We start from the raw sequence: 20,305 nt of genomic DNA on the forward strand, positions 1-20,305 counted from the left end.
GGCGCAGGGTGACAAGCGAAAACTTGCATTTCGGCGGCGTTTCCCGGGTTTCACGCCCCGAAACAGGCCAGAACGACACGATCGCGACCATCCAGATCGCGGATCACCTGCGTCTTTGCCCCTGCTTGCGCAAACAAGGCCGCCACGGCCCCGGCCTGTGTCGGCCCGATCTCGACCAGGACATGACCCCCCGGCGACAGATGGCCCGCCGCCCCCGCCGCGATGGCGCGAAAGGCCGTCAGCCCGTCGGCCCCGTCGGTCAGGGCGCCATGCGGCTCCCACGCGCGGACATCGGGCGCAAGGGATGCCATCTCGTCCAGCGCGATATAGGGCGGGTTCGAGACGATCAGGTCAAAGCGGCCCGTTATCCCGTCAAACCAGTCGGCCTGCGCAAAGCCTGCCGTTACGTCGATGATCTGGGCATTGCGTCGCGCCACGTCAAGGGCGGCAGCCGAGATGTCGGTCCCCAGCCCGCTTGCTCCCGCCCGCGCCGCCAGAAGCGACAACAGAATGGCCCCCGTCCCCGTCCCCAGGTCCAGGACGGTGGTCCACGGAAGATCAAGGGCGGCCTGCACCAGCACCTCGGTTTCCGGGCGCGGGTCCAGCGTGTCGGGGGTGACGGCAAAGCGATGGGCATAGAAATCACGGAACCCCACGATCTGCGCAACGGGCTGGCGGGCGGCGCGGGCGGCAATCCCGCTGTGCAGCCTGACCGCTTCGTCGGCCGTCAGGTTACGGTCGTCGAGGATGCGCAGCCGGGCGGGCTCGATTCCCAGCACGGCCGCAAGGATGCGGTCGGCATCGCGGGCCGCCCCCTCGATCCCGGCCGCAGCCAACCGGCGGGCAGCATCAGCGCGGGCCTCGGAAAGCCTCATCCCTCGGCGGCCAGGCGGGCGGCCTGGTCATGCGCGGTCAGCGCGTCGATGATCTCGGTCAGATCGCCCGCCATGATCCGGTCGAGGGCGTAAAGCGTCAGGTTGATGCGATGGTCCGTCATCCGCCCCTGTGGGAAGTTGTAGGTGCGGATCCGTTCGCTGCGGTCGCCCGAGCCGACCTGGGACTTGCGATCCGCCGCTCGTTCCGCATCGGCGCGCGAGCGCTCCATGTCGTAAAGCCGCGCGCGCAGCACGGCCATGGCATTGGCCCGGTTCTGGTGCTGGGACTTCTCGCTGCTGGTGACGACGATGCCGGTGGGAAGATGGGTGATCCGCACCGCCGAATCGGTGGTGTTCACATGCTGTCCGCCCGCCCCGCTGGCCCGCATGGTGTCGATGCGGATGTCGCCGGCGGGGATGTCGATATCGACCTCCTCGGCCTCGGGCAGGACCGCCACGGTGGCGGCACTGGTGTGGATGCGCCCGCCCGATTCGGTTTCAGGGACCCGCTGGACGCGGTGGACGCCGGATTCGTATTTCAGCCGGGCAAAGACCCCCTCGCCCTCGATCCTTGCCACGGCTTCCTTGACGCCGCCCAGTTCGGTTTCCGTCAGATCCAGCATCTGGAAGCTCCAGCCCTGCTGTTCGGCATGGCGGCGATACATGGACAGCAGATCGCCAGCGAACAACGCAGCCTCGTCGCCCCCGGTGCCGGGGCGGATCTCGATCATGGCAGGGCGGGCGTCCGCCGCGTCCTTGGGCAGCAGGGCGATGCGCAAGGCCTGCTCCAGTGCGGGCATTTCCTCGCGCAGCCGGGCCAGTTCATCTGCGGCCAGGTCGCGCATCTCGGGGTCGGCCAGCATCGCCTCGGCATCGGCCAGGCCGGCGCGGGCATCGCGCCAGCGGGCGATCTGCTCGACCACGGGCTTCAACTCGGCATATTCGCGGCTGATCCGGGCGATCTGGTCGGGGGCCGCGCCGGCATTCAACTGCGCTTCGAGAAACTCGAACCGCTGGACGATCTGGGACAGGCGATCTTCGGGCAACATGGCGGGGGATTACCCGCGCCCGATCAGGCAAACAAGGACTTCTTCGTTGCCGAAATACCCTCGGGGGTCCGGGGGCAGACAGCCCCCGCCACCGCGGGACCAAGGTCAGCGCCGGGTCCAGCCGTAAAGCGCGATCAGTTCCATCGCCACATGCGCCCCCGCAATCGCCGTGGCCCCGGTCGTGTCGTAAGGGGGAGAAACCTCGACCACGTCGCCGCCGATCAGGTCGATCCCCGCAAGCCCGCGCAGCAGCGCCGCCGCCTGCCAGCTTGCCAGCCCGCCCCAGACCGGCGTGCCGGTGCCGGGCGCGAAGGCGGGGTCCAGGGCATCGATGTCGAAGGTCACATAGACCGGACGGTCGCCGATCACCTGCCGGATCCGGGCCAGCGTGGCGTCCACCCCGTCGCGATGCACCGACGGCGCGTCAAGGATCGTCACGCCAAGCGTATCGGGATTGTCGGTGCGGATGCCGACGCTGACGCTGGCCGCAGGATCCACGGCCCCCTCTCGGATCGCCTTGTAGAGGAACGTCCCGTGGTCGATCCGGTCCGGGTCGTCATCCACCCAGGTGTCGGAATGGGCGTCGAACTGGATCAGCGCCACCGGACCGCGCCGGGCGGCCACCGCGCGCAGGATCGGCAGGGTGATGGAATGATCCCCGCCCAGCGTCACCGGCGCCGCGCCCGCGTCCAGGATCGCGCCGACATGCGCCTCGATCCGCGCGGGCACCTCTCGCGTGTTGGCGTAATCGAAGGCCATGTCGCCGTAATCCACCACCGTCAGCAGGGACAGCGGGTCATAGCCCCAGCCATAGGGCGCATCGAAGGCTTGCAGGGCGGACGCCTCGCGGATGGCGCGCGGGCCGAAGCGCGTGCCGGGGCGGTGCGTCACCGCCTGGTCGAAGGGGATGCCCGTCACCGCCACATCCACCCCCGCCAGATCCTTGCTGTATCGCCGGCGCAGGAAGCTGGTGGCGCCGCCGAAGGCGTTCTCGAAGGACAGGCCGCGCGGATCTTTCCGGGTAAAGGCCTGATCGACCTGATTCTTTGCATCCTCAAGCGCCATCCAAGCCATCCCGCCCTGCTGCCATGCGGCATCGTGGCGCAGCGCAGCGCGCATCGCAAGCGCCCCGGTTTGATCTGCATCAGGGCGGCGGTCGCGAATGGCCGGCATCATCCATCCCGGGCGCGCGAGACATGAAACGAGAAACAGCTATGAAGACATCCCTTCTTGCCATCGCGGCACTGGGCGCGCTTGCGCAGCCCCTGCTGGCCCAGACCGCGCTTCCGCCGGATGCCGACCTGCGGGCCGCCGCCTTGGAGTGGTTCGAGCCCATTCCCCAGACGCCCCAGGCCCCGGCCAACAACGTGCTGACCCCGGAACGGGTGGATCTGGGGGCCAAGCTGTTCTTCGATCCGCGCATGTCGCTGTCGGGCCTGTTTTCCTGCCAGACCTGCCACAACGTGGGCCTGGGCGGCGTGGACGGGCTGACCACCTCGATCGGGCACGGCTGGCAGCAGGGGCCGCGCAATTCGCCCACCATGCTGAACGCGATCTTCAACATCGCGCAGTTCTGGGACGGCCGCGCGCCGGACCTTGCCGAACAGGCGAAAGGCCCCGTCCAGGCCGGGGTCGAGATGAACAACACCCCCGAGAACCTGATCGGCACGCTGAAGTCGATGCCAGGCTATGTCGATGCCTTCGAGGCGGCCTTCCCCGACGAGGCAACGCCCGTCAGCTTCGACAACTTCGCCCGCGCGATCGAGGCCTTCGAGGCGACCCTCATCACCCCCGACAGCGCCTTCGACCGCTATCTGAAAGGCGATGACGCGGCGATGACGGAACAGGAAAAGCGCGGCCTTGCATCCTTCATGGACACGGGCTGCACCGCCTGCCATTCCGGCGTGAACGTGGGCGGCCAGGACTATTATCCCTTCGGCGTGGTTGAACGTCCCGGCGGATCTGTCCTGCCCGAAGGCGACCGGGGCCGCTTCACCGTGACGCAGACGGCTAGCGACGACTATGTCTTCCGGGCCGCACCCCTTCGCAACGTCGTGCTGACCGCGCCCTATTTCCATTCCGGCGCCGTCTGGGACCTGCGCGAGGCGGTGCAGATCATGTCCTCGTCCCAGCTTGGCACCGAACTGGCCGAAACGCAGGTCGACGAGATCGTGGCCTTTCTGGGCACGCTGACGGGCAAGCAGCCGCAGGTGGTCCACCCCATCCTGCCGGTGCGAAACATGGACACGCCGCTGCCCCAGCCGATGGTGCAATGAGGCACCACCCGGCCTGGTCCTGCCAGGCCGGGCAGCCGCGAATCACCTTGCATCCCCAGCATTCGCCGCTATAAGACCCCATCCTTCCGCCGAGACCTTGCAACCGGCGCAGCCTCTCGTGACGGGTGCGGAAGGATTGCCCGTCGATGAAATGCGCCTGAATCTGAAAGGGATGCCATGCCTCTGTACGAGCATGTGCTGATCGCCCGCCAGGACCTGTCGAACACGCAGGCCGAAGGGCTGATCGAACATTTCTCGACCGTGCTGGCCGACAACGGCGGCAAGGTGGTCGAAAACGAATACTGGGGTGTCCGCACCCTTGCCTACAAGATCAACAAGAACCGCAAGGGCCACTATGCCTTCCTGCGTTCGGACGCGCCCTCGGCCGCCGTGCAGGAAATGGAGCGTCTGGCCCGCCTGCATGACGACGTGATGCGCGTCATGACCGTGCGCGTCGACAAGCACGAGGAAGGCCCCTCGGTCCAGATGCAGAAGCGCGAAGAGCGCGGCGAGCGTGGTGACCGCGGCGACCGTGGCGACCGCCCGCGCGGCGACCGCGGGGACCGTGACCGTGGCGACCGCGGTGATCGTGGTGGCGACCGTGGTGATCGCGGCGAACGCCGCGAGCGGACTGAAAGGATCTGAACATGGCGAACAAACCGTTCTTCCGCCGCCGCAAGGTTTGCCCCTTCTCGGGTGAAAACGCTCCGGCGATCGACTACAAGGACACGCGCCTGCTGCAGCGTTACATTTCCGAACGCGGCAAGATCGTGCCTTCGCGGATCACCGCCGTGTCCGCCAAGAAGCAGCGCGAGCTGGCCCGCGCCATCAAGCGCGCCCGCTTCCTGGCCCTGCTGCCCTATGTCGTGAAGTAAGGGGACAAGGACATGCAAGTCATCCTGCTGGAACGCGTGGCGAAACTTGGCCAGATGGGCGAAGTCGTCAACGTGAAAGAGGGCTTTGCCCGCAACTTCCTCTTGCCGCAAGGCAAGGCGCTGCGCGCATCGGACGCCAACATCAAGGCGTTCGAAGGCCGCAAGGTGCAACTGGAAGCGCAAAACGCTGAATCGAAGGCCGAAGCGCAGAAGATCGCCGACAAGCTGGACGGCCAGACCTTCGTGGTCATCCGTTCCGCCTCGGATGCCGGCGCGCTTTATGGTTCCGTGACCACCCGCGATGCGGCCGAAGCCGCGACCGAGGCCGGCTTCACGCTGGACCGCAAGCAGGTCGTGCTGAACCAGCCGATCAAGGATCTGGGCCTGCACCAGGTCAGCATCGTGCTGCACCCCGAGGTTGACGCAACCATCGTGCTGAACGTCGCCCGTTCGCCCGAGGAAGCCGAGCTTCAGGCGCAGGGCAAGTCGATCCAGGATCTGGCCGCCGAGGCCGATGCCGAGGCCGAATTCGAGATCGCCGAACTGTTCGACGATATCGGCGGCGCCTCGGACGACGGGGACGACGACCGGAACTGATCCGGCCGCACACGCAAACGTCAGGGCTGCGCCGGGAAACCGTCGCGGCCCATTTTCGTTCATGTGCAAATTGTTTCCCACCGGAACCAGACGTATCATGGACTTGATGATTGGTAGCCGTCCCTGGACGGATATTTCGCATTTTACCGCAGGACAGGTGATGCCCGACCCTCTCAGCCAGCTTCTTGCCAGCCGCGACTGGCTGATGGCCGACGGCGCGACGGGCACGAACCTGTTCAACATGGGCCTGGCTTCGAATGTCGCGCCCGAATTGTGGAATGCCGATCACCCCGAAAAAGTCCGTCGCCTTTACAAGGATTCGGTCGATGCGGGCGCGGATCTTTTCCTGACCAACACCTTTGGCGGCAATGCCAGCCGACTGCGGCTGCAAGGCGCCGCCCACCGGGTTCGCGAACTGAACCTCGCAGGCGCCGCAATGGCCCGCGACATCGCGGATGCCAGCGGCCGCAAGGTCATCGTGGCAGGCAATATCGGACCCACGGGCGAGATCATGGCCCCCATCGGCAGCCTGTCCCAGACCCGCGCGGTCGAGATGTTCCATGAACAGGCCGAGGCGCTGAAGGAAGGCGGGGTCGACATCCTGTGGGTCGAGACCATCAGCTGCGAACGAGAGTTCCGCGCCGCGGCCGAAGCCGCGCGCCTGGCGGACCTGCCCTGGTGCGGCATGATGAGCTTTGACACCGCGGGCCGCACGATCATGGGCGTGACCTCGGCCCAGCTTGCGGCCCTCGTGGAACGCCTGCCGAACCCGCCCGTCGCCTATGGCGCCAATTGCGGCGTTGGCGCGGCGGATCTGCTGCGGACGGTGCGCGATTTCGTGGCATCGGGCAATGAACGCCCCATCATCGCCAAGGGCAATGCCGGTATCCCGCATCTGGAGGCCGGGCACCTGCATTACGACGGCACGCCCGAGATCATGGCCGATTACGCCTGCCTGGCCCGCGACCTGGGCGTGCGCATCATCGGCGGCTGCTGCGGCACCACGCCTGCCCATCTGCGTGCCATGCGCGAGGCCCTGGAAACCCGCCCCGCAGGCCCGCGCCCCTCGCTTGAGGAAATCGCCGCCCGGCTTGGCGGCTTTTCCTCGGTCGGCGGGGTCTAGAACCGCCTGCTCTGCTGACAGGCGGCAAGCCATTGGCTAGATTGGCCCCATGGCACGCCGCACCCGCTTTCTTCGCCCCCTGACTTCGGCAAAGGTGCTGGTCAGCCACCGCCGCAGCCGGGGCAGCGATCATGTCCTGGCGCTGTTCCTGGCAGGCATCGCGGGCGCGTCGAATGCCGGCGGCTTCTTCGCCCTGGGACAATACACGTCACATATGACAGGCTATCTGTCGCAGATCGCCGATAGCCTGGCCGTCGGCAACCTGCTGGTGACGGGTACGGCGCTGCTGGCAATCGGCGCCTTTACCGCGGGGGCGGCCTTTTGCGCTTTTCTGGTCCACTGGGCGCGGCACCGGATGGGCCGGCAGCAATTTGCCCTGCCGCTTGCGGTCCAGGGCTTCTGCCTGGGCTGCTTTGCCTTCGGCGGCATCTTCACCACCACGTCGGGGCGGCTGTTCGCGCTTGCCTGCCTGTGCTTCATCATGGGGATGCAGAACGCCACGATCACCAAGATCTCGGGCGCGCGGATCCGGACTACCCATGCTACGGGGATGATCACCGATATCGGGATCGAGGGAGGTCGGGCGATATACCGGCTGGTTCAACCGGGACGCGGAGCCAGCGCGGACCTGCGGAAACTGCGCATCCTGCTGTCGATCGTCGGAACCTATGTGCTGGGCGGGATCGTTGGGGCCATGGGGTATGCAATGGTTGGTTTCTATTTCTCGCTGCCGCTGGCGGTTCTGCTGCTGGCGCTTGCGGCGCCCGGCCTTTCGCCGGGGCCGTTGACGCGCAGGGGACCGGCCGCAAAGCCAGAAGGACCACGACCATGACCGAGGAACGCGACGCCCAGACAGCAGTCCTTCGCGGATTGATGAACAGATGCCCCAATTGCGGCAAGGGCAAGCTACTGCGGGGCTATCTGGGCGTGCCGCCGGAATGCGAGGTGTGCCATGCCCCCTTGGGCCGATATCCGGCGGCGGACGGCCCGGCCTTCTTTGCAATGACCATCATGCTTTTGCTGCTGATCCCGCTGATCGGCTTTACCTGGGTGCTGTTCCGCCCCTCGCCCGTGATGCTGCTGCTGATCACCGGGGGCATCACGACGGTCGTGACGCTGATCCTGCTGCGCTTCGTCAAGGGCGCCTTCATCGGCTATCTCTGGGCCAAGAACGAACAGGACCGGGGCGCCTAAGGGGGCGCCTAGAACAGCGACAACTGGTCCCCCGCCCGCTGGGGCGGCCCGAAGCGGCTGCAATCCAGCGTCGCGGCGTCCTTGTGATAGCCCAGCCGCCGGCGCGCCAGCCGAAACCGCTGCAGGGCCAGATCCGCCTCGACGCCCTCGCCCCGGAAACGATGGCCGAAGCGCGGATCGTTGTCCCGCCCGCCGCGCATGGCCGCAACGCGGTTCATCACATGGGCGGCCATGCCGGGATGGTGGCGGTCCAGCCAGTTGCGGAACAGGGGCGCGACCTCATGCGGCAGGCGCAGGGGGATCATGCTGGCGGTGGTGGCCCCTGCCTCGCGCGCGGCAGCCAGGATCGCCTCGATCTCGGGCTCGGTCAGGACAGGGATGACGGGGGCCACCATCACGCGCACCGGGACACCGGCGGACGACAACTCGCGGATCATCCGAAGGCGCGTGGCGGGTGCGGGGGCGCGCGGCTCCATGGTCCGGGCGAGACCGCCATCCAGCGTCGTGATGCTGACGCCGACCGCCGCCATCCGCTTGGCCGCCAGTTCCGCCCACAGGTCCAGGTCGCGCAGAACCGTCTGACCCCGCGTGACTAGCGTCACCGGATGGTTCCAGTCCGACAGAACCCGCAGGATCCCCGGCATGATCGCCAGCCGGGATTCGACCGGCTGGTAAGGGTCGGTATTCGTGCCAAGCGCGATTGGCGCAGGCCGATAGCTGGGGCGCGCCAGTTCGCGGGCCAGCAATTCGGCGGCATCCGGCTTGGCGGTGATGCGCGTCTCGAAATCCAGGCCCGGCGACAGGCCGAGATACGCATGGGTCGGCCGGGCGTAGCAATAGATGCAGCCATGTTCGCAGCCGCGATAGGGATTGAGCGAGCGGTCGAAGGAAATGTCGGGCGAGGTGTTGCGCGTGATGATGCTGCGCGGCCGTTCCACCGTGACCTGGGTGCGCAGCAAGTGGCTGTCCTCGGGGATGTCCCAGCCGTCAGATTCGCGCAGCCGCTGGTGCGGCTCGAACCGCCCGTCTGGTCGGGTATCGGTGCCTCGGGCCTTCAGGCGCTTGTCGGGATCGCGGGGCGGCAGCATGGCCCAGTTTTAGAACATTTCACGAACATCTGCCAGCATTTTTGATGGTTGATGTTCCATCCGACCACCGCCATCCTGCGCCCATCACAGTCAGGAGGCCGTCATGACCGACGATTACACCCCGCCAAAGGTGTGGAGCCAGAAGGGCCAGAACGGAGGCCAGTTCGCCAGCATCAACAAACCGACCGCCGGGGCGCAGTTCGACCGCGACCTGCCCGTGGGCCGTCATCCCCTGCAGCTTTATTCGCTGGCCACGCCCAACGGGCAGAAGGTCACGATCATGCTCGAGGAGTTGCTGGAGGCGGGCCATGACGCCGAATACGACGCCTGGCTGATCCGCATCGGCGACGGCGACCAGTTCGGCAGCGGCTTCGTCGCCGCCAACCCCAACTCCAAGATCCCGGCGATGATGGACCATTCGGTGACGCCGCCGCGCCGGGTCTTCGAATCCGGGTCCATTCTGGTCTACCTGGCGGAAAAGTTCGGGGCCTTCCTGCCCGCCGATCCCACCGCACGGACCGAGGCGATGAACTGGCTGTTTTGGCAGATGGGATCCGCCCCTTTCCTGGGCGGCGGCTTCGGGCATTTCTACGCCTATGCGCCGGTCAAGATCGAATACGCCATCGACCGCTATACGATGGAGGCCAAGCGCCAGCTTGACGTGCTGAACCGCCATCTGGCCGACAACCGCTTCATGGCAGGCGACGAATACTCCATCGCCGACATGGCGATCTGGCCCTGGTATGGGCAGGTCGTGGCAGGCAAGCTGTATGGCGATGCGGCGACCTTCCTGGATGCGGACATCTATGCCAACGTCCGCCGCTGGCATGACGAGATCGCGGTCCGTCCCGCCGTGCAGCGCGGGATCATGGTCAACAAGACCTCGGGCGATCCGTCGCAGCAATTGTGGGAACGCCACGATGCCAGCGACTTCCAGACCCGCACGCAGGACAAGATCGGGACGCAATGAAAGAAGGGGGGCGTCGCCCCCCTTCTTCGGACTCCCCCAGGATTGAGCATAGAAGATAAGCCAGCCTCATCTTCTGTGTCCAAATATCCTCAGGGGTCTGGGGGCAGACAGCCCCCAGCCTTTCTGACGGATCAGTTCCGCGCGCGGTCCACCATCTTGCCCTTGGAGATCCAGGGCATCATCTCGCGCAGCTTCGCGCCGACCTGTTCGATCTGGTGTTCGTCATTGGCGCGGCGCGAGGCCTTCAGCGTCGGCTGGCCCACGGCGTTCTCCAGCATGAAGTCGCGCACGAACTTGCCCTGCTGGATGTCCTGCAGAACCGCCTTCATGCGGGCCTTGGTTTCCTCGTAGGGCAGGATGCGCGGGCCGGTCACATACTGGCCGTATTCCGCCGTGTTCGAGATCGAGTAGTCCATGTTGGCGATGCCGCCTTCATAGATCAGGTCCACGATCAGCTTCACCTCGTGCAGGCATTCGAAATAGGCCATCTCGGGCTCATAGCCCGCCTCGACCAGGGTTTCGAAGCCGCAGCGGATCAGTTCCACCAGGCCGCCGCACAGGACCGCCTGTTCGCCGAACAGGTCGGTTTCGCATTCCTCGCGGAAGTTGGTCTCGATGATGCCCGAACGGCCACCGCCGATGGCCGAGCAATAGGACAGCGCCACGTCAAGCGCCTTGCCCGTCGCGTCGTTGTGGACCGCCACCAGGCAGGGAACGCCGCCGCCTTTGGTATATTCGCCACGGACCGTGTGGCCGGGGCCCTTGGGGGCCATCATGATGACATCGACGCCCGGCTTCGGCTCGATCAGGCCGAAATGCACGTTCAGGCCGTGGGCAAAGGCGATCGCCGCGCCTTCGCGCAGGTTGTCGTGGACGTATTTCTTGTAGGTTTCGGCCTGCAATTCGTCGGGCATGGTGAACATGATCAGGTCGGCCCAAGCGGCTGCCTCGGCGATGCCCATGACCTTCAGCCCCTCGCCTTCGGCCTTCTTGGCCGAGGGGGAACCCTCGCGCAGGGCGACGACGAGGTTCTTGGCGCCCGAATCGCGCAGGTTCAGCGCATGGGCATGGCCTTGGCTGCCATAGCCCAGGATCGCGACCTTCTTGTCCTTGATCAGGTTAACGTCGCAATCGCGATCATAGTAAACGCGCATGATGTGATCCTTTCATTCTGCTGGTGCCGTTCTAGCGTTCCGGTCGCGATGATGCCTGCACAGTGACTGCATAATCTTACCCGTCTTGCGAAAAGATCATGCCGTGATATGGGATTTCCCATGACATTCATGCCTGACAGCACCGATCGTCGGATCCTGCGCCAGCTTCTGGCCGAGCCCGAGGCCGCGAATGCCACCCTGGCCGAACGCGCGGGCGTGACATCCGCTGCTTTGTGGCGGCGGCTGGAACGGATGCGCGAGGCGGGCGTCCTGAAGGGCGTGCAGGCGCGCATCGACTGGCGGGCGATGGGCTGGGCGGTCGAGGTGTCCTTGCGCTTCACCCTGGACAAGACCAACCCCCGCGCCTTCGACGAATTCCTGGCAGCCCTGCGCCAGGTGCCCGAGGTGATCGAAATCCAGTCCTTCCTGGGCAGCGTGGACTGGCGGGCATCCGTTATCGCGCGCGACATGGCCCATTGGCAGCAGGTCTATCGCGACCGCATCCTGACCCTGCCGCATCTCGCCGAACTGGACGCCCTGATGCTGGTCGCCACCATCAAGGACAGCGGGGAACTGGCGCTGTGACCGAAGTGGATGCGACCGACCTGGCAATCCTGCGCGTCCTGGCCACGGATGCCACGCGCAGCGCCGCCGATGTGGGCCGCGCGGTCGGCATCGGCCAGCCTGCCGCCTGGCGGCGCATCAAGCGGCTGACCGACCAGGGCGTGATCGCGGGACGGCGTGTGGTGCTGGACCAGGCGGCGCTTGGCTTTGGCGTCACGGTCTTTCTGGGCATCAAGCTGGCCGCCAAGGGCCGCACCGGTCTGGAGGACTTCGAGCGCGCCGTCACCGCCATCCCCGAGGTGCAGCTTGTCCAGCACGTCCTGGGCCAGTTCGACTATCGCCTGCGGGTCACCGCCCGCGACATCAGCGATTTCGAGCGCATCCTGCGCCGCCGGATCATGACCCTGCCCGGCGTGGGCCAGGTCGAGGCGAATGTGATGCTATCCGAGGAACGCAGACCGGGACCCCTTAGCGCCTGAGGCGCGTTTCGTCTGGCCCCGTCCCTTGTCCCGCGCTACAGATCCGCTCATGCAAAAGATCACCCTTCCCGAACGGCCTGACTGGCGCGACACCGCTAAAGAGGTGGGCTTCACCTTCGCCGACATGCATGGCGAGCCCTATTGGGACGAAAGCTCGGCATACCAGTTCACGCTGCGCCAGATCGAGGACGATATCGAGGAACCCTCGACCGACCTGCACGCCATGTGCCGCGACGCCGTGGCCGAAATCGTGACCAGCCAGGAAATGATGGAGCGTCTGGGCATCCCCGACCCCCACCGCGACCTGGTGGCCGACAGCTGGCGCCGCAACGAGCCCGAGATTTATGGCCGCCTGGACCTGGCCTATGACGGCACCGGCCCGGCGAAATTGCTGGAATACAATGCCGACACGCCGACCTCGCTTTACGAAAGCGCGGCCTTCCAGTGGCAATGGCTGGAGGACCAATTGGCGGCGGGCGTCCTGCCGCGCGGGGCGGACCAGTTCAACGGCATCCACGAGGCGCTTGTGGAACGCTTCCGCGCGCTTTTCGACCGCAACACCGACATCCACTTCACCGCGATGGCCGACAACCCCGAGGATTACGCCACTGTCGAGGCCATGGCCTGGGCCGCACGCGAAGCCGGGATGGGCGCGCATTACACCGACCTCGACAAGCTGGGCGTGACCAAGCAGGGCCAGTTCGTCGATGCCGAGGATCGGGTGATCGGCACGCTGTTCAAGCTGTATCCTTGGGAGGATCTGCTGCGCGACGATTACGCGCGCCACATCAAGGGCTCGGGCTGCCTGTTCCTGGAACCGGCCTGGAAGGCGCTTGTGTCGAACAAGGGCATCCTGCCCGTCCTGTGGCAGATGTTCGAAGGCCATCCGAACCTGCTGCCCGCCTTCTTCGCCGATGACGTGGCCGATGCGCTTGTGGCCGGCGGTCGCCCCGTCCCCGGTGTCGCGGCGGCCTTTGACAAGGTTGCCGACCAGTTCAAGCGCGGCCATGTGGTCAAGCCGATCTTTTCGCGCGAGGGCGCGGGCGTCAGCATCGTCGAGGCTGGCGATGTGACCGAGGCGTCCCCAAATACCGACTATGACCAGCATCCGCGCATCGTTCAGGCCTATGCGCCCTTGCCCGACTTCGACGGCTTCAAGCCGATCGTCGGCGCCTGGATCGTGGGGGACGCCTGCGTGGGCATGGGCCTGCGAGAGGACCGGGCCCGCATCACGCAGGACCTGTCGCGCTTCAAGCCGCATTTCATCGCGGACTAAAGGGGGAAGACATGAGGAAACGTTCCAGAGCCGTTGCCCTGACCATCCTTGGCGCCGCCAGCTTCGCCATCGCCGGCTGCCGCGAGGAACAGGTGGACGCGCAGGCCTTTCCCGATCTGGCCAGTTGCCAGGCCGCCGCGGCCCAGGGCGGTTTGTTCACCGAGGCCGAATGCCAGCAATCCTTCGCCGAGGCCGAACAGCTTCATGTCGAATCCGCGCCCCGATACGACAGCCTTCAGGTCTGCGAGGAACAGCATGGCGTCGGCAATTGCGGGTCCGAGGACCAGCAGGTCTCGAACGGCGGGTCGGGCAGCATCTTCATGCCGCTGCTGGCCGGATACCTGATCGGGTCGATGCTGGGGGGCGGCGGATTGTCGCGGTCCCAGCCGATGTATCGCAACGCCCAGGGGGGCTACACCAACGCCGCGCGCACCAGCACATTCTCCAGCAATACCGGCCGCGCGGCGCTGAACAGCAGCCAGTTCGCCCGGCCTGCGGCGACCGCTGGCCAGCCGCCGATGTCGCGGGCAACCGCCGCGTCGCGCGGGGGCTTTGGTTCAAGCGCGGGCAGCCGCAGCTTTGGCGGTTGACCCCTCGCGGATTTGAGTGAACCTTGGCCGGGCCACAGCGTCTTGCCTTGTCCCGTCAGGAGTTTGCCATGCCCCGCCTTGCCCCGCTTGCCGCCACCCTTCTGATGGCGGCCACACCCCTTGCCGCGCAGGACATCGTCGTATCCTCGAAGATCGACACCGAAGGCGGGCTGCTGGGCAACATGATCCTGCTGGCGCTGCAGGACGCGGGTCTGCCGGTGCAGGACCGCCTGCAACTGGGCGGCACGCCGATCATGCGCGACGCCATCGTGGCAGGCCAGATCGACATCTATCCCGAATATACCGCCAACGGCGCCTTCTTCTTCAACGAGGCCGACAGCCCGGTCTGGAAGGACGCGGCCCAAGGCTATGCCCGCGTGGCGGAACTGGACCGCGAACAGAACAACATCGTCTGGCTGACGCCCTCGCCTGCAAACAACACCTGGGCCATCGCCCTGCGCCAGGAGGTGGCCGAGGAAAACGGCCTGGCCACCATGAGCCAGATGGGCGAATGGATCGCGGGCGGCGGCCAGGTGAAGCTGGCGGCCTCGACCGAATTCGTGACCTCTCCGGCGGCGCTGCCGGCCTTCCAGGAAACCTACGGCTTCGCGCTGACGCCTGACCAGCTTGTGCAGCTTGCGGGCGGCGACACGGCGGCGACCATCGCGGCGGCGGCGCAGCAGACATCGGGCGTGAACGCGGCCATGGTCTATGGCACCGACGGCGCCATCGCCGAGGCGGGACTTCTGGTGATGGAGGACGACAAGGCCGTCCAGCCGGTCTACCAGCCCGCCCCCATCGTCCGTGCCGAGGTGCTGGAGGCCCATCCCCAGATCGCCGAGGTGCTGGAGCCGATCTTCGCCTCGCTGACGCTGCAGACGCTCCAGACACTGAACGGCCGCATCCAGATCGGCGGCGAGCCGGCCTCGGCCGTGGCGCAGGACTATCTGACGCAGGCGGGCTTTCTGGACTGACCGGGCAGTGCTGCTGTCGCCCCCAGGGGTTCTGTTCGCGCTGATCGGCACGGCGGGGCTGGCCCTGCCCCTGGTGCAGTTCAAGCCCAACCGGATCGTGACGGGCGAGGGGATCGGGCTGCACGCTCTTCCCCTTGGCCTTCCCTTGGCGGCGGCCCTTTGCGGCCTTCTGCTTGCCACCTGCCTTGGCCGGTGGCCTGCCGCATTGCGTCTGGCGGCCGCGGTGTCGGGGTTTGTCACGGTGATCCTGTCGCTGGGCTTGGCCGCGTCCCATCTGACGCCGGAAGGGAACACCATTGCGCGCGTGTCCCCGGCCTCGGGCTTCTGGCTGCTGCTGCTGGCCTTCGGGCTTATGCTGGCCGATGCGGTCGGCCGCCTGCGCCCGTCGCTGGCGATGCGGTGGCTGATGCTGGCCGCGGCCCTGGGCCTGGTGGCCGCGATCCTGGCGTCTGGGCTGCTGGACGGGGTGTCGGTGATGCGGGAATACGCCAGCCGCCGCGACCTGTTCGGGCGCGAGGCGCAGGCGCATCTGATGCTGGCTTTCGGGTCGCTGGGCGCGGCGCTGCTGGTAGGCATCCCGGCCGGCATCGCGATCTTCCAGGCGCCCCGCTGGCGGGGGCCGGTGCTGGGCGTGCTGAACATCCTGCAGACCATCCCGTCGCTCGCGCTGTTCGGGATCATGATCCCGGTCTTTGGCTGGGTCGCGGCCAGCCTGCCCGGCGCGGCAAGGCTGGGGGTGGCGGGGATCGGCGTCTTTCCGGCGCTTGTGGCGCTGTTTCTGTACTCGCTGCTGCCGGTGGTGTCGAACACGCTGGCGGGCCTGTCGGGCGTGCCCGCCGCCACCCGCGACGCGGCCCTGGGCCTGGGCATGACCCGGCCGCAGGTGCTTGCGCAGGTCCTGGTGCCGCTGGCCCTGCCGGTGCTGCTGGCGGCGGTGCGGATCGTGCTGGTCCAGAACATCGGCCTGGCAGTGATCGCCGGGCTGATCGGCGGCGGCGGCTTCGGCACCTTCGTCTTCCAGGGCCTGAATCAGACTGCAATGGATCTGGTGCTTCTGGGCGCGCTGCCCACCATCGCCCTGGCGCTTGTCGCGGGCATCGCGCTTGACCTGCTGATCCAGGCGGCGCACAGGGGAACCCCGTGATCGAGATCCGCAACCTGTCCCGCCTTTACGACGGCCTGGCCGTGGTCGATGACGTCAGCCTGACGGTCGAGACCGGGCAGCTGGCCGTGCTGGTCGGCACCTCGGGGTCGGGCAAGACGACGCTGCTGCGGATGATCAACCGGCTGGTGCAGCCGTCATCCGGGCAGGTGCTGATCGACGGCGTGGACACGGCGACCCTGCCTGCCCATCTGCTGCGCCGCCGGATCGGATACGCGATCCAGGGCCATGGCCTGTTCCCGCACCGGTCCGTGGCGCAGAACATCGCCACCGTGCCACGCCTGCTGGGCTGGCCGCGCCGCCAGATCGACGCGCGCGTGGACGAGCTGCTGGCCCTGTTCCAGCTTGATCCCGCCGCCTTTCGCGGCCGGATGCCCCACCAGCTGTCGGGCGGGCAGGCGCAGCGGGTGGGCGTGGCACGCGCCCTTGCCGCCAAGCCCGACCTGCTGCTGATGGACGAACCCTTTGGCGCGCTTGACCCGCTGATCCGGGCCAAGGCGCAGGACGACCTGCGCCAGATCCAGCGGCAGCTTGGCACCACGCTGATCCTTGTGACCCATGACATGACCGAGGCCGTGGACCTGGGCGACCGCATCGCGGTCATGGACGGGGGCAAGCTGCTGCAATACGACGCGCCCGCCCGCATCCTGACCGACCCTGCGACGCCCTTCGTGCGCGACCTGATCGGCACGGCGGACCGGGCGCTGCGGCTGCTGTCACTGGCCCGCGTCGGCGACATCGCCGCCCCTGGCCAGGCCGAGGGCCCCGCCATCGCCCCCGGCGCATCCCTGCGCGACGCGCTGGCCGAATGCCTGTGGAGCGGGCGGGACGCCCTGCCCGTCGAAGGCGGAGGCATTGTCACGCTGAACGCGCTGCGGGCAAAGGCCCGGCCGCGATGACCGGCCGCATCCTTCTGGGGCTGGCGGGGCTGGTCCTGCTGGCCTTCCTGGCCGCGCCCTCTGCCTTTGCGCCGCTGTTCCAGCCCTTCACCCGCAACAATGCGCCCGCGATCTATACCCAGACCAGCCTTCTGTCGCTGACCCTGTCGCATCTGGCGATCGTGGCGGTGGCGGTCGCGGCCTCGACCCTGGTGGGGCTGGTGCTGGCGGTCCTGGTCACGCGCGGTGCGGGGCGCGAGTTCCTGCCCCTGGCGCGCACGGTGACTGCCGTGGGCCAGACCTTTCCGCCGGTCGCCGTGCTGGCGCTTGCCGTGCCGGTGATGGGCTTCGGCACCGGCCCGACGCTGGTGGCGCTGTTCCTTTACGGCCTGCTGCCTGTCTTCGAAAACGCGCTTGCGGGCCTGACCGGCCAGACCGCGCAGGTCACCGAGGCCGCGCGCGGCATGGGCCTGACGCCCCGGCAGCGGCTGTGGCAGATCGACCTGCCGCTGTCCCTGCCGCTGCTGCTGGCGGGAATGCGGCTGACGGCCGTGATCTCGCTGGGGACGGCCACCATCGGCTCGACCGTGGCCGCCCGCACCTTGGGCGAGGTGATCATCGCGGGGCTGCTGTCATCAAACACCGCCTTTGTCCTGCAGGGCGGGCTGGTGGTCGGCATCCTTGCGGTGCTGATCCACCAGGGCTTCCAGGCCTTGGAACGGCGCATCCGCGGGCGGATGGGCCTGGCCTAGCGTTTAGGCCCCACCCTCAGATCGCCACGGGCCGCACCTGCCAGATGTCGTTCATATAGCCCCGGATCGTCCGGTCGGACGAAAAGAAGCCCGACCGCGCGATGTTGAGCGCCGCCATCCGGTCCCAGGTCGCGCTGTCGCGATAGGCCGCGTCGATACGCCTCTGCGTGGCGAAGTAATCGTCGAAATCGCTGGCGACCAGGAAGGGGTCGTCGTTCCAGGTCCGGTCCAGCAGCGCGTAATAGGACTCGGCCCGCCCGAAGCGCCCTTCCGAGATCAGGTGCAGCGCGTTCTTCAGATCCTGGCTTGCCTCGATCGCGCGGCGGGCATGGCCGGGGGTCGCGGCCTCGGTCGCGGCGCGGCCGGCGGTCAGGCCGAACAGGAAGAAGTTCTCGGGGCCGACCAGATCGCGGATTTCGACATTGGCCCCGTCCAGCGTGCCGATGGTCAAGGCGCCGTTCATGGTGAACTTCATGTTGCCGGTGCCCGAGGCTTCCTTGCCGGCCGTGCTGATCTGCTCGGAGAGATCCGCGGCGGGGATCAGATCCTCGGCCATCGAGACGTTGTAGTTGGGCGGATAGGCGATCTGCAGAAAGCGCCGGGTCACCGGGTCGTTGTTGATCGTGGCCGCGACGTCGTTGATCAGGTGGACCACCGATTTCGCCAGCCAGTATCCCGGCGCGGCCTTGCCGCCGAAAATCTTGACCCGCGGGGTCCAGTCGCCGTTCGGATCGTCGTGGATGCGCTGCCACAGCGCGATGGCTTCCAGGATGTTCAGAAGCTGGCGCTTGTATTCGTGGATCCGCTTGACCTGGATGTCGAAGATCGCGTCGGGATCGGCCTTCACCCCCAGATCGGCCAGTAGCCCGTCGGCCAGCCAGACCTTGTTCGCGCGCTTGACCTCGCCCAGCTTCTCGCGGAAGGCCGCGTCATCGGCATGGGGTTCCAGCCGGCGAAGCTGTTCCAGATCCGTGGTCCAGCCCTCGCCGATGCTGTCGTCCAGAAGCTGCGCCAGGCCGGGGTTCGACATGCGCAGCCAGCGGCGCGGCGTCACCCCGTTTGTCTGGTTCACGATCCGGTCCGGGTGCAGCCGGTGCAGGTCGGCGAAGACCGTGTCCTTGACAAGGTCGGTGTGCAGCGCCGACACGCCGTTCACCTTGCTGGCCATGATGAAGGCCAGTTCCCCCATCTGGACCTGGTCGTGCTGCACGATCCCCACATGGGGCGGTCGGCCCGTGGCCCTGCGGTGATCTTCGTCGATCATCTGGATGATCTGCATGTGGCGCGGCAGCACGCCCCCCATCAGCCAGGTGGACCAGCGTTCCAAGGCCTCGGGCATGAGGGTGTGGTTGGTATAGTTCAGCGTCCCCCGTGCCAGGTCGCGCGCCTCCTCGAAGGGCAGGCCGTGGTCGTCCATCAGCAGGCGGATCAGTTCCGGCCCGGCGATGGCGGGATGGGTGTCGTTCAACTGCATCGCCACCTTTTCCGGCAGCAGCCGCAGGTCGCCATGTTCCTGGAGGAACCGGCGCAGGATGTCCTGAAGCGATGCCGAGGTCAGGAAATATTCCTGCTTCAGCCGCAGTTCCTTGCCGGCATCGGTCGTATCGTCGGGATAAAGGACGCGCGACAGGGTCCGGGCCAGCGCCTCGGGCTCGGCCGCGGCGGTGTGGTCGCCCGCGTTGAAGCGGTGCAGGTCCAGAAGCGTCGTCGGATGCGCCCCCCACAAGCGCAGGGTATTGGCCCAGTTGCCGCCCCAGCCGATCACCGGCGTGTCATAGGCCCGCGCGATCACGCTTTCGCCGGGACGCCAGACGGCCTTGCCGTCCACGGTCTCGACATGGCCCTTGAAACCGATCGTATAGCTGTAATCGACCTTCACGAACTCCCAGGGATGGGGCTGGTTCAGCCAGTCCTCGGGGGTTTCGACCTGCTGGCCGCCTTCGAACCGCTGGCGGAACAGCCCGTGCTCGTAGCGGATGCCATAGCCGAAGGCTGGGCAGCTCAGCGAGGACAGCGATTCCATGAAGCAGGCCGCCAGACGCCCCAGCCCGCCATTGCCAAGGGCGGCATCGGGTTCGTTGTCCAGGATCTGCTGCTTGTCCAGGCCCAGCATCTGCAGCGCCTGGTCCATCGGCTGTTCCAGGCGCAGGTTGATGATCGCGTCGCCCAGCATCCGCCCGATCAGGAACTCCATCGACAGATAGCAGACCCGCTTGGCCCCCTGGTCGCGGGCCGCGCGGAAAGCATCCACCCAGGTGCCCGCCATCAGGTCGCGCACGGCATAGCTTATGGCCATCCGCCAGTCGAAGGGCGTGGCGAATTCCGGGCCGCGTCCCTGGCTGTGGGTCAGGTGGTGAAGAATCTGGTCATGCAAGTCTTGGGCCGAGGGAATGTTCTGCAACGTCGAGCCTCTTGGGGCTGTGAGAAAT

The 20,305-nt window shown here is 67.0% G+C and carries 22 protein-coding genes; 16 read left to right on the plus strand and 6 right to left on the minus strand.

Translation table 11 applies throughout. The annotated features are described in order from the left end of the window. Positions 1–50: 50 nt before the first annotated feature. The 3 genes from prmC to speB all read right to left on the minus strand — a co-directional run bounded on the left by prmC (position 51) and on the right by speB (position 2,989). Positions 51–875 (minus strand): peptide chain release factor N(5)-glutamine methyltransferase, encoded by an 825-nt coding sequence (gene prmC / locus IE224_RS02330; RefSeq protein WP_191307761.1) that lies wholly within the window; start codon positions 873–875, stop codon positions 51–53. Continuing rightward, a complete protein-coding gene (gene prfA / locus IE224_RS02335; RefSeq protein WP_167623151.1) occupies positions 872–1,924 on the minus strand; it encodes a peptide chain release factor 1 in 1,053 nt (350 codons plus the stop codon). Before prfA ends, prmC begins: the two co-directional genes overlap by 4 nt. A gap of 105 nt (positions 1,925–2,029) precedes the next feature. Then, the gene (gene speB / locus IE224_RS02340) at positions 2,030–2,989 is read right to left on the minus strand and encodes an agmatinase (RefSeq protein WP_191308263.1); all 960 of its coding nucleotides are present in this window, start codon (positions 2,987–2,989) and stop codon (positions 2,030–2,032) included. Between the two features lie 149 nt (positions 2,990–3,138). Here speB and IE224_RS02345 point away from each other — a divergent pair, with 149 nt between their 5' ends. The 7 genes from IE224_RS02345 (at position 3,139) to IE224_RS02375 (ending at position 7,989) form a co-directional block, all read left to right on the plus strand. Then, positions 3,139–4,200, plus strand: coding sequence for a cytochrome-c peroxidase (locus tag IE224_RS02345; RefSeq protein WP_229849218.1), 1,062 nt, complete (start codon positions 3,139–3,141; stop codon positions 4,198–4,200). A 177-nt stretch (positions 4,201–4,377) separates the two neighbouring features. Then, positions 4,378–4,845, plus strand: a complete 468-nt coding sequence (gene rpsF, locus IE224_RS02350; protein ID WP_191307766.1) for a 30S ribosomal protein S6 — start codon at positions 4,378–4,380, stop codon at positions 4,843–4,845. Between the two features lie 2 nt (positions 4,846–4,847). Further along, a complete protein-coding gene (rpsR, locus tag IE224_RS02355; protein WP_103173059.1) occupies positions 4,848–5,075 on the plus strand; it encodes a 30S ribosomal protein S18 in 228 nt (75 codons plus the stop codon). 12 nt (positions 5,076–5,087) lie between these two features. Beyond that, positions 5,088–5,672 carry a 50S ribosomal protein L9 gene (rplI, locus tag IE224_RS02360; protein WP_167623154.1) on the plus strand — a complete coding sequence of 195 codons (585 nt, stop codon included), beginning with the start codon at positions 5,088–5,090 and terminating at the stop codon, positions 5,670–5,672. A gap of 160 nt (positions 5,673–5,832) precedes the next feature. After that, the gene (gene bmt, locus IE224_RS02365) at positions 5,833–6,795 is read left to right on the plus strand and encodes a betaine--homocysteine S-methyltransferase (protein WP_191307768.1); all 963 of its coding nucleotides are present in this window, start codon (positions 5,833–5,835) and stop codon (positions 6,793–6,795) included. 49 nt (positions 6,796–6,844) lie between these two features. Next, complete coding sequence (locus IE224_RS02370) at positions 6,845–7,627, plus strand: YoaK family protein (protein WP_191307770.1); 783 nt, start codon at positions 6,845–6,847, stop codon at positions 7,625–7,627. Continuing rightward, positions 7,624–7,989, plus strand: a complete 366-nt coding sequence (locus tag IE224_RS02375) for a DUF983 domain-containing protein (RefSeq protein ID WP_167623157.1) — start codon at positions 7,624–7,626, stop codon at positions 7,987–7,989. The genes IE224_RS02370 and IE224_RS02375 overlap by 4 nt, the downstream gene beginning before the upstream one ends. A gap of 8 nt (positions 7,990–7,997) precedes the next feature. On the opposite strand, the gene IE224_RS02380 is transcribed toward IE224_RS02375, so the two are convergent. Further along, a complete protein-coding gene (locus tag IE224_RS02380; protein WP_191307773.1) occupies positions 7,998–9,077 on the minus strand; it encodes a PA0069 family radical SAM protein in 1,080 nt (359 codons plus the stop codon). A 103-nt stretch (positions 9,078–9,180) separates the two neighbouring features. On the opposite strand from IE224_RS02380, the gene yghU reads away from it, so the two are divergent. After that, positions 9,181–10,047: a glutathione-dependent disulfide-bond oxidoreductase gene (gene yghU, locus IE224_RS02385; protein WP_191307776.1), complete on the plus strand. Its 867-nt coding sequence runs from the start codon at positions 9,181–9,183 to the stop codon at positions 10,045–10,047. A gap of 131 nt (positions 10,048–10,178) precedes the next feature. Here the strand turns inward: yghU and ilvC are convergent, their stop codons facing one another. Next, positions 10,179–11,201 carry a ketol-acid reductoisomerase gene (ilvC, locus tag IE224_RS02390; protein ID WP_191307778.1) on the minus strand — a complete coding sequence of 341 codons (1,023 nt, stop codon included), beginning with the start codon at positions 11,199–11,201 and terminating at the stop codon, positions 10,179–10,181. Positions 11,202–11,330: 129 nt separating this feature from the next. Here ilvC and IE224_RS02395 point away from each other — a divergent pair, with 129 nt between their 5' ends. The 8 genes from IE224_RS02395 to IE224_RS02430 all read left to right on the plus strand — a co-directional run bounded on the left by IE224_RS02395 (position 11,331) and on the right by IE224_RS02430 (position 17,876). Then, positions 11,331–11,786 (plus strand): Lrp/AsnC family transcriptional regulator, encoded by a 456-nt coding sequence (locus IE224_RS02395; RefSeq protein ID WP_191307780.1) that lies wholly within the window; start codon positions 11,331–11,333, stop codon positions 11,784–11,786. Further along, a complete protein-coding gene (locus IE224_RS02400) occupies positions 11,783–12,244 on the plus strand; it encodes an Lrp/AsnC family transcriptional regulator (protein ID WP_191307783.1) in 462 nt (153 codons plus the stop codon). Before IE224_RS02395 ends, IE224_RS02400 begins: the two co-directional genes overlap by 4 nt. Before the next feature lie 49 nt (positions 12,245–12,293). Next, positions 12,294–13,520, plus strand: a complete 1,227-nt coding sequence (locus tag IE224_RS02405; RefSeq protein ID WP_191307786.1) for a glutathionylspermidine synthase family protein — start codon at positions 12,294–12,296, stop codon at positions 13,518–13,520. Between the two features lie 11 nt (positions 13,521–13,531). Further along, positions 13,532–14,110 (plus strand): DUF1190 domain-containing protein, encoded by a 579-nt coding sequence (locus tag IE224_RS02410; protein ID WP_167623163.1) that lies wholly within the window; start codon positions 13,532–13,534, stop codon positions 14,108–14,110. Positions 14,111–14,178: 68 nt separating this feature from the next. Next, positions 14,179–15,084, plus strand: coding sequence for a glycine betaine ABC transporter substrate-binding protein OsmF (osmF, locus tag IE224_RS02415; protein WP_167623164.1), 906 nt, complete (start codon positions 14,179–14,181; stop codon positions 15,082–15,084). Between the two features lie 7 nt (positions 15,085–15,091). Then, positions 15,092–16,228, plus strand: a complete 1,137-nt coding sequence (locus tag IE224_RS02420; RefSeq protein ID WP_191307789.1) for an ABC transporter permease — start codon at positions 15,092–15,094, stop codon at positions 16,226–16,228. Next, entirely contained in the window at positions 16,225–17,145 is a 921-nt protein-coding gene (locus tag IE224_RS02425) for an ABC transporter ATP-binding protein (protein ID WP_191307791.1), read from the plus strand. Before IE224_RS02420 ends, IE224_RS02425 begins: the two co-directional genes overlap by 4 nt. Then, positions 17,142–17,876 carry an ABC transporter permease gene (locus IE224_RS02430; RefSeq protein WP_191307794.1) on the plus strand — a complete coding sequence of 245 codons (735 nt, stop codon included), beginning with the start codon at positions 17,142–17,144 and terminating at the stop codon, positions 17,874–17,876. The genes IE224_RS02425 and IE224_RS02430 overlap by 4 nt, the downstream gene beginning before the upstream one ends. A gap of 16 nt (positions 17,877–17,892) precedes the next feature. Here IE224_RS02430 and IE224_RS02435 read toward each other — a convergent pair whose 3' ends face one another. After that, complete coding sequence (locus IE224_RS02435; protein WP_191307796.1) at positions 17,893–20,277, minus strand: glycogen/starch/alpha-glucan phosphorylase; 2,385 nt, start codon at positions 20,275–20,277, stop codon at positions 17,893–17,895. Between the last annotated feature and the right edge of the window lie 28 nt (positions 20,278–20,305).

The sequence above is a fragment of the Paracoccus aerius genome, from assembly GCF_014656455.1.
Lineage (GTDB): Bacteria > Pseudomonadota > Alphaproteobacteria > Rhodobacterales > Rhodobacteraceae > Paracoccus > Paracoccus aerius.

Excerpts from the sequence above, each read along its gene's own strand:
- IE224_RS02375 (WP_167623157.1), top strand. The coding sequence starts at position 7,624 with ATGACCGAGGAACGCGACGCCCAGACAGCAGTCCTTCGCGGATTGATG.
- IE224_RS02370 (WP_191307770.1), top strand. The coding sequence starts at position 6,845 with ATGGCACGCCGCACCCGCTTTCTTCGCCCCCTGACTTCGGCAAAGGTG.
- rpsF (WP_191307766.1), top strand. The coding sequence starts at position 4,378 with ATGCCTCTGTACGAGCATGTGCTGATCGCCCGCCAGGACCTGTCGAAC.
- IE224_RS02430 (WP_191307794.1), top strand. The coding sequence starts at position 17,142 with ATGACCGGCCGCATCCTTCTGGGGCTGGCGGGGCTGGTCCTGCTGGCC.
- bmt (WP_191307768.1), top strand. The coding sequence starts at position 5,833 with ATGCCCGACCCTCTCAGCCAGCTTCTTGCCAGCCGCGACTGGCTGATG.
- IE224_RS02405 (WP_191307786.1), top strand. The coding sequence starts at position 12,294 with ATGCAAAAGATCACCCTTCCCGAACGGCCTGACTGGCGCGACACCGCT.
- speB (WP_191308263.1), bottom strand. The coding sequence starts at position 2,989 with ATGGCGCTTGAGGATGCAAAGAATCAGGTCGATCAGGCCTTTACCCGG.
- yghU (WP_191307776.1), top strand. The coding sequence starts at position 9,181 with ATGACCGACGATTACACCCCGCCAAAGGTGTGGAGCCAGAAGGGCCAG.
- rpsR (WP_103173059.1), top strand. The coding sequence starts at position 4,848 with ATGGCGAACAAACCGTTCTTCCGCCGCCGCAAGGTTTGCCCCTTCTCG.
- IE224_RS02380 (WP_191307773.1), bottom strand. The coding sequence starts at position 9,077 with ATGCTGCCGCCCCGCGATCCCGACAAGCGCCTGAAGGCCCGAGGCACC.
- prmC (WP_191307761.1), bottom strand. The coding sequence starts at position 875 with ATGAGGCTTTCCGAGGCCCGCGCTGATGCTGCCCGCCGGTTGGCTGCG.
- prfA (WP_167623151.1), bottom strand. The coding sequence starts at position 1,924 with ATGTTGCCCGAAGATCGCCTGTCCCAGATCGTCCAGCGGTTCGAGTTT.
- IE224_RS02345 (WP_229849218.1), top strand. The coding sequence starts at position 3,139 with ATGAAGACATCCCTTCTTGCCATCGCGGCACTGGGCGCGCTTGCGCAG.
- IE224_RS02410 (WP_167623163.1), top strand. The coding sequence starts at position 13,532 with ATGAGGAAACGTTCCAGAGCCGTTGCCCTGACCATCCTTGGCGCCGCC.
- osmF (WP_167623164.1), top strand. The coding sequence starts at position 14,179 with ATGCCCCGCCTTGCCCCGCTTGCCGCCACCCTTCTGATGGCGGCCACA.
- IE224_RS02395 (WP_191307780.1), top strand. The coding sequence starts at position 11,331 with ATGCCTGACAGCACCGATCGTCGGATCCTGCGCCAGCTTCTGGCCGAG.
- ilvC (WP_191307778.1), bottom strand. The coding sequence starts at position 11,201 with ATGCGCGTTTACTATGATCGCGATTGCGACGTTAACCTGATCAAGGAC.
- rplI (WP_167623154.1), top strand. The coding sequence starts at position 5,088 with ATGCAAGTCATCCTGCTGGAACGCGTGGCGAAACTTGGCCAGATGGGC.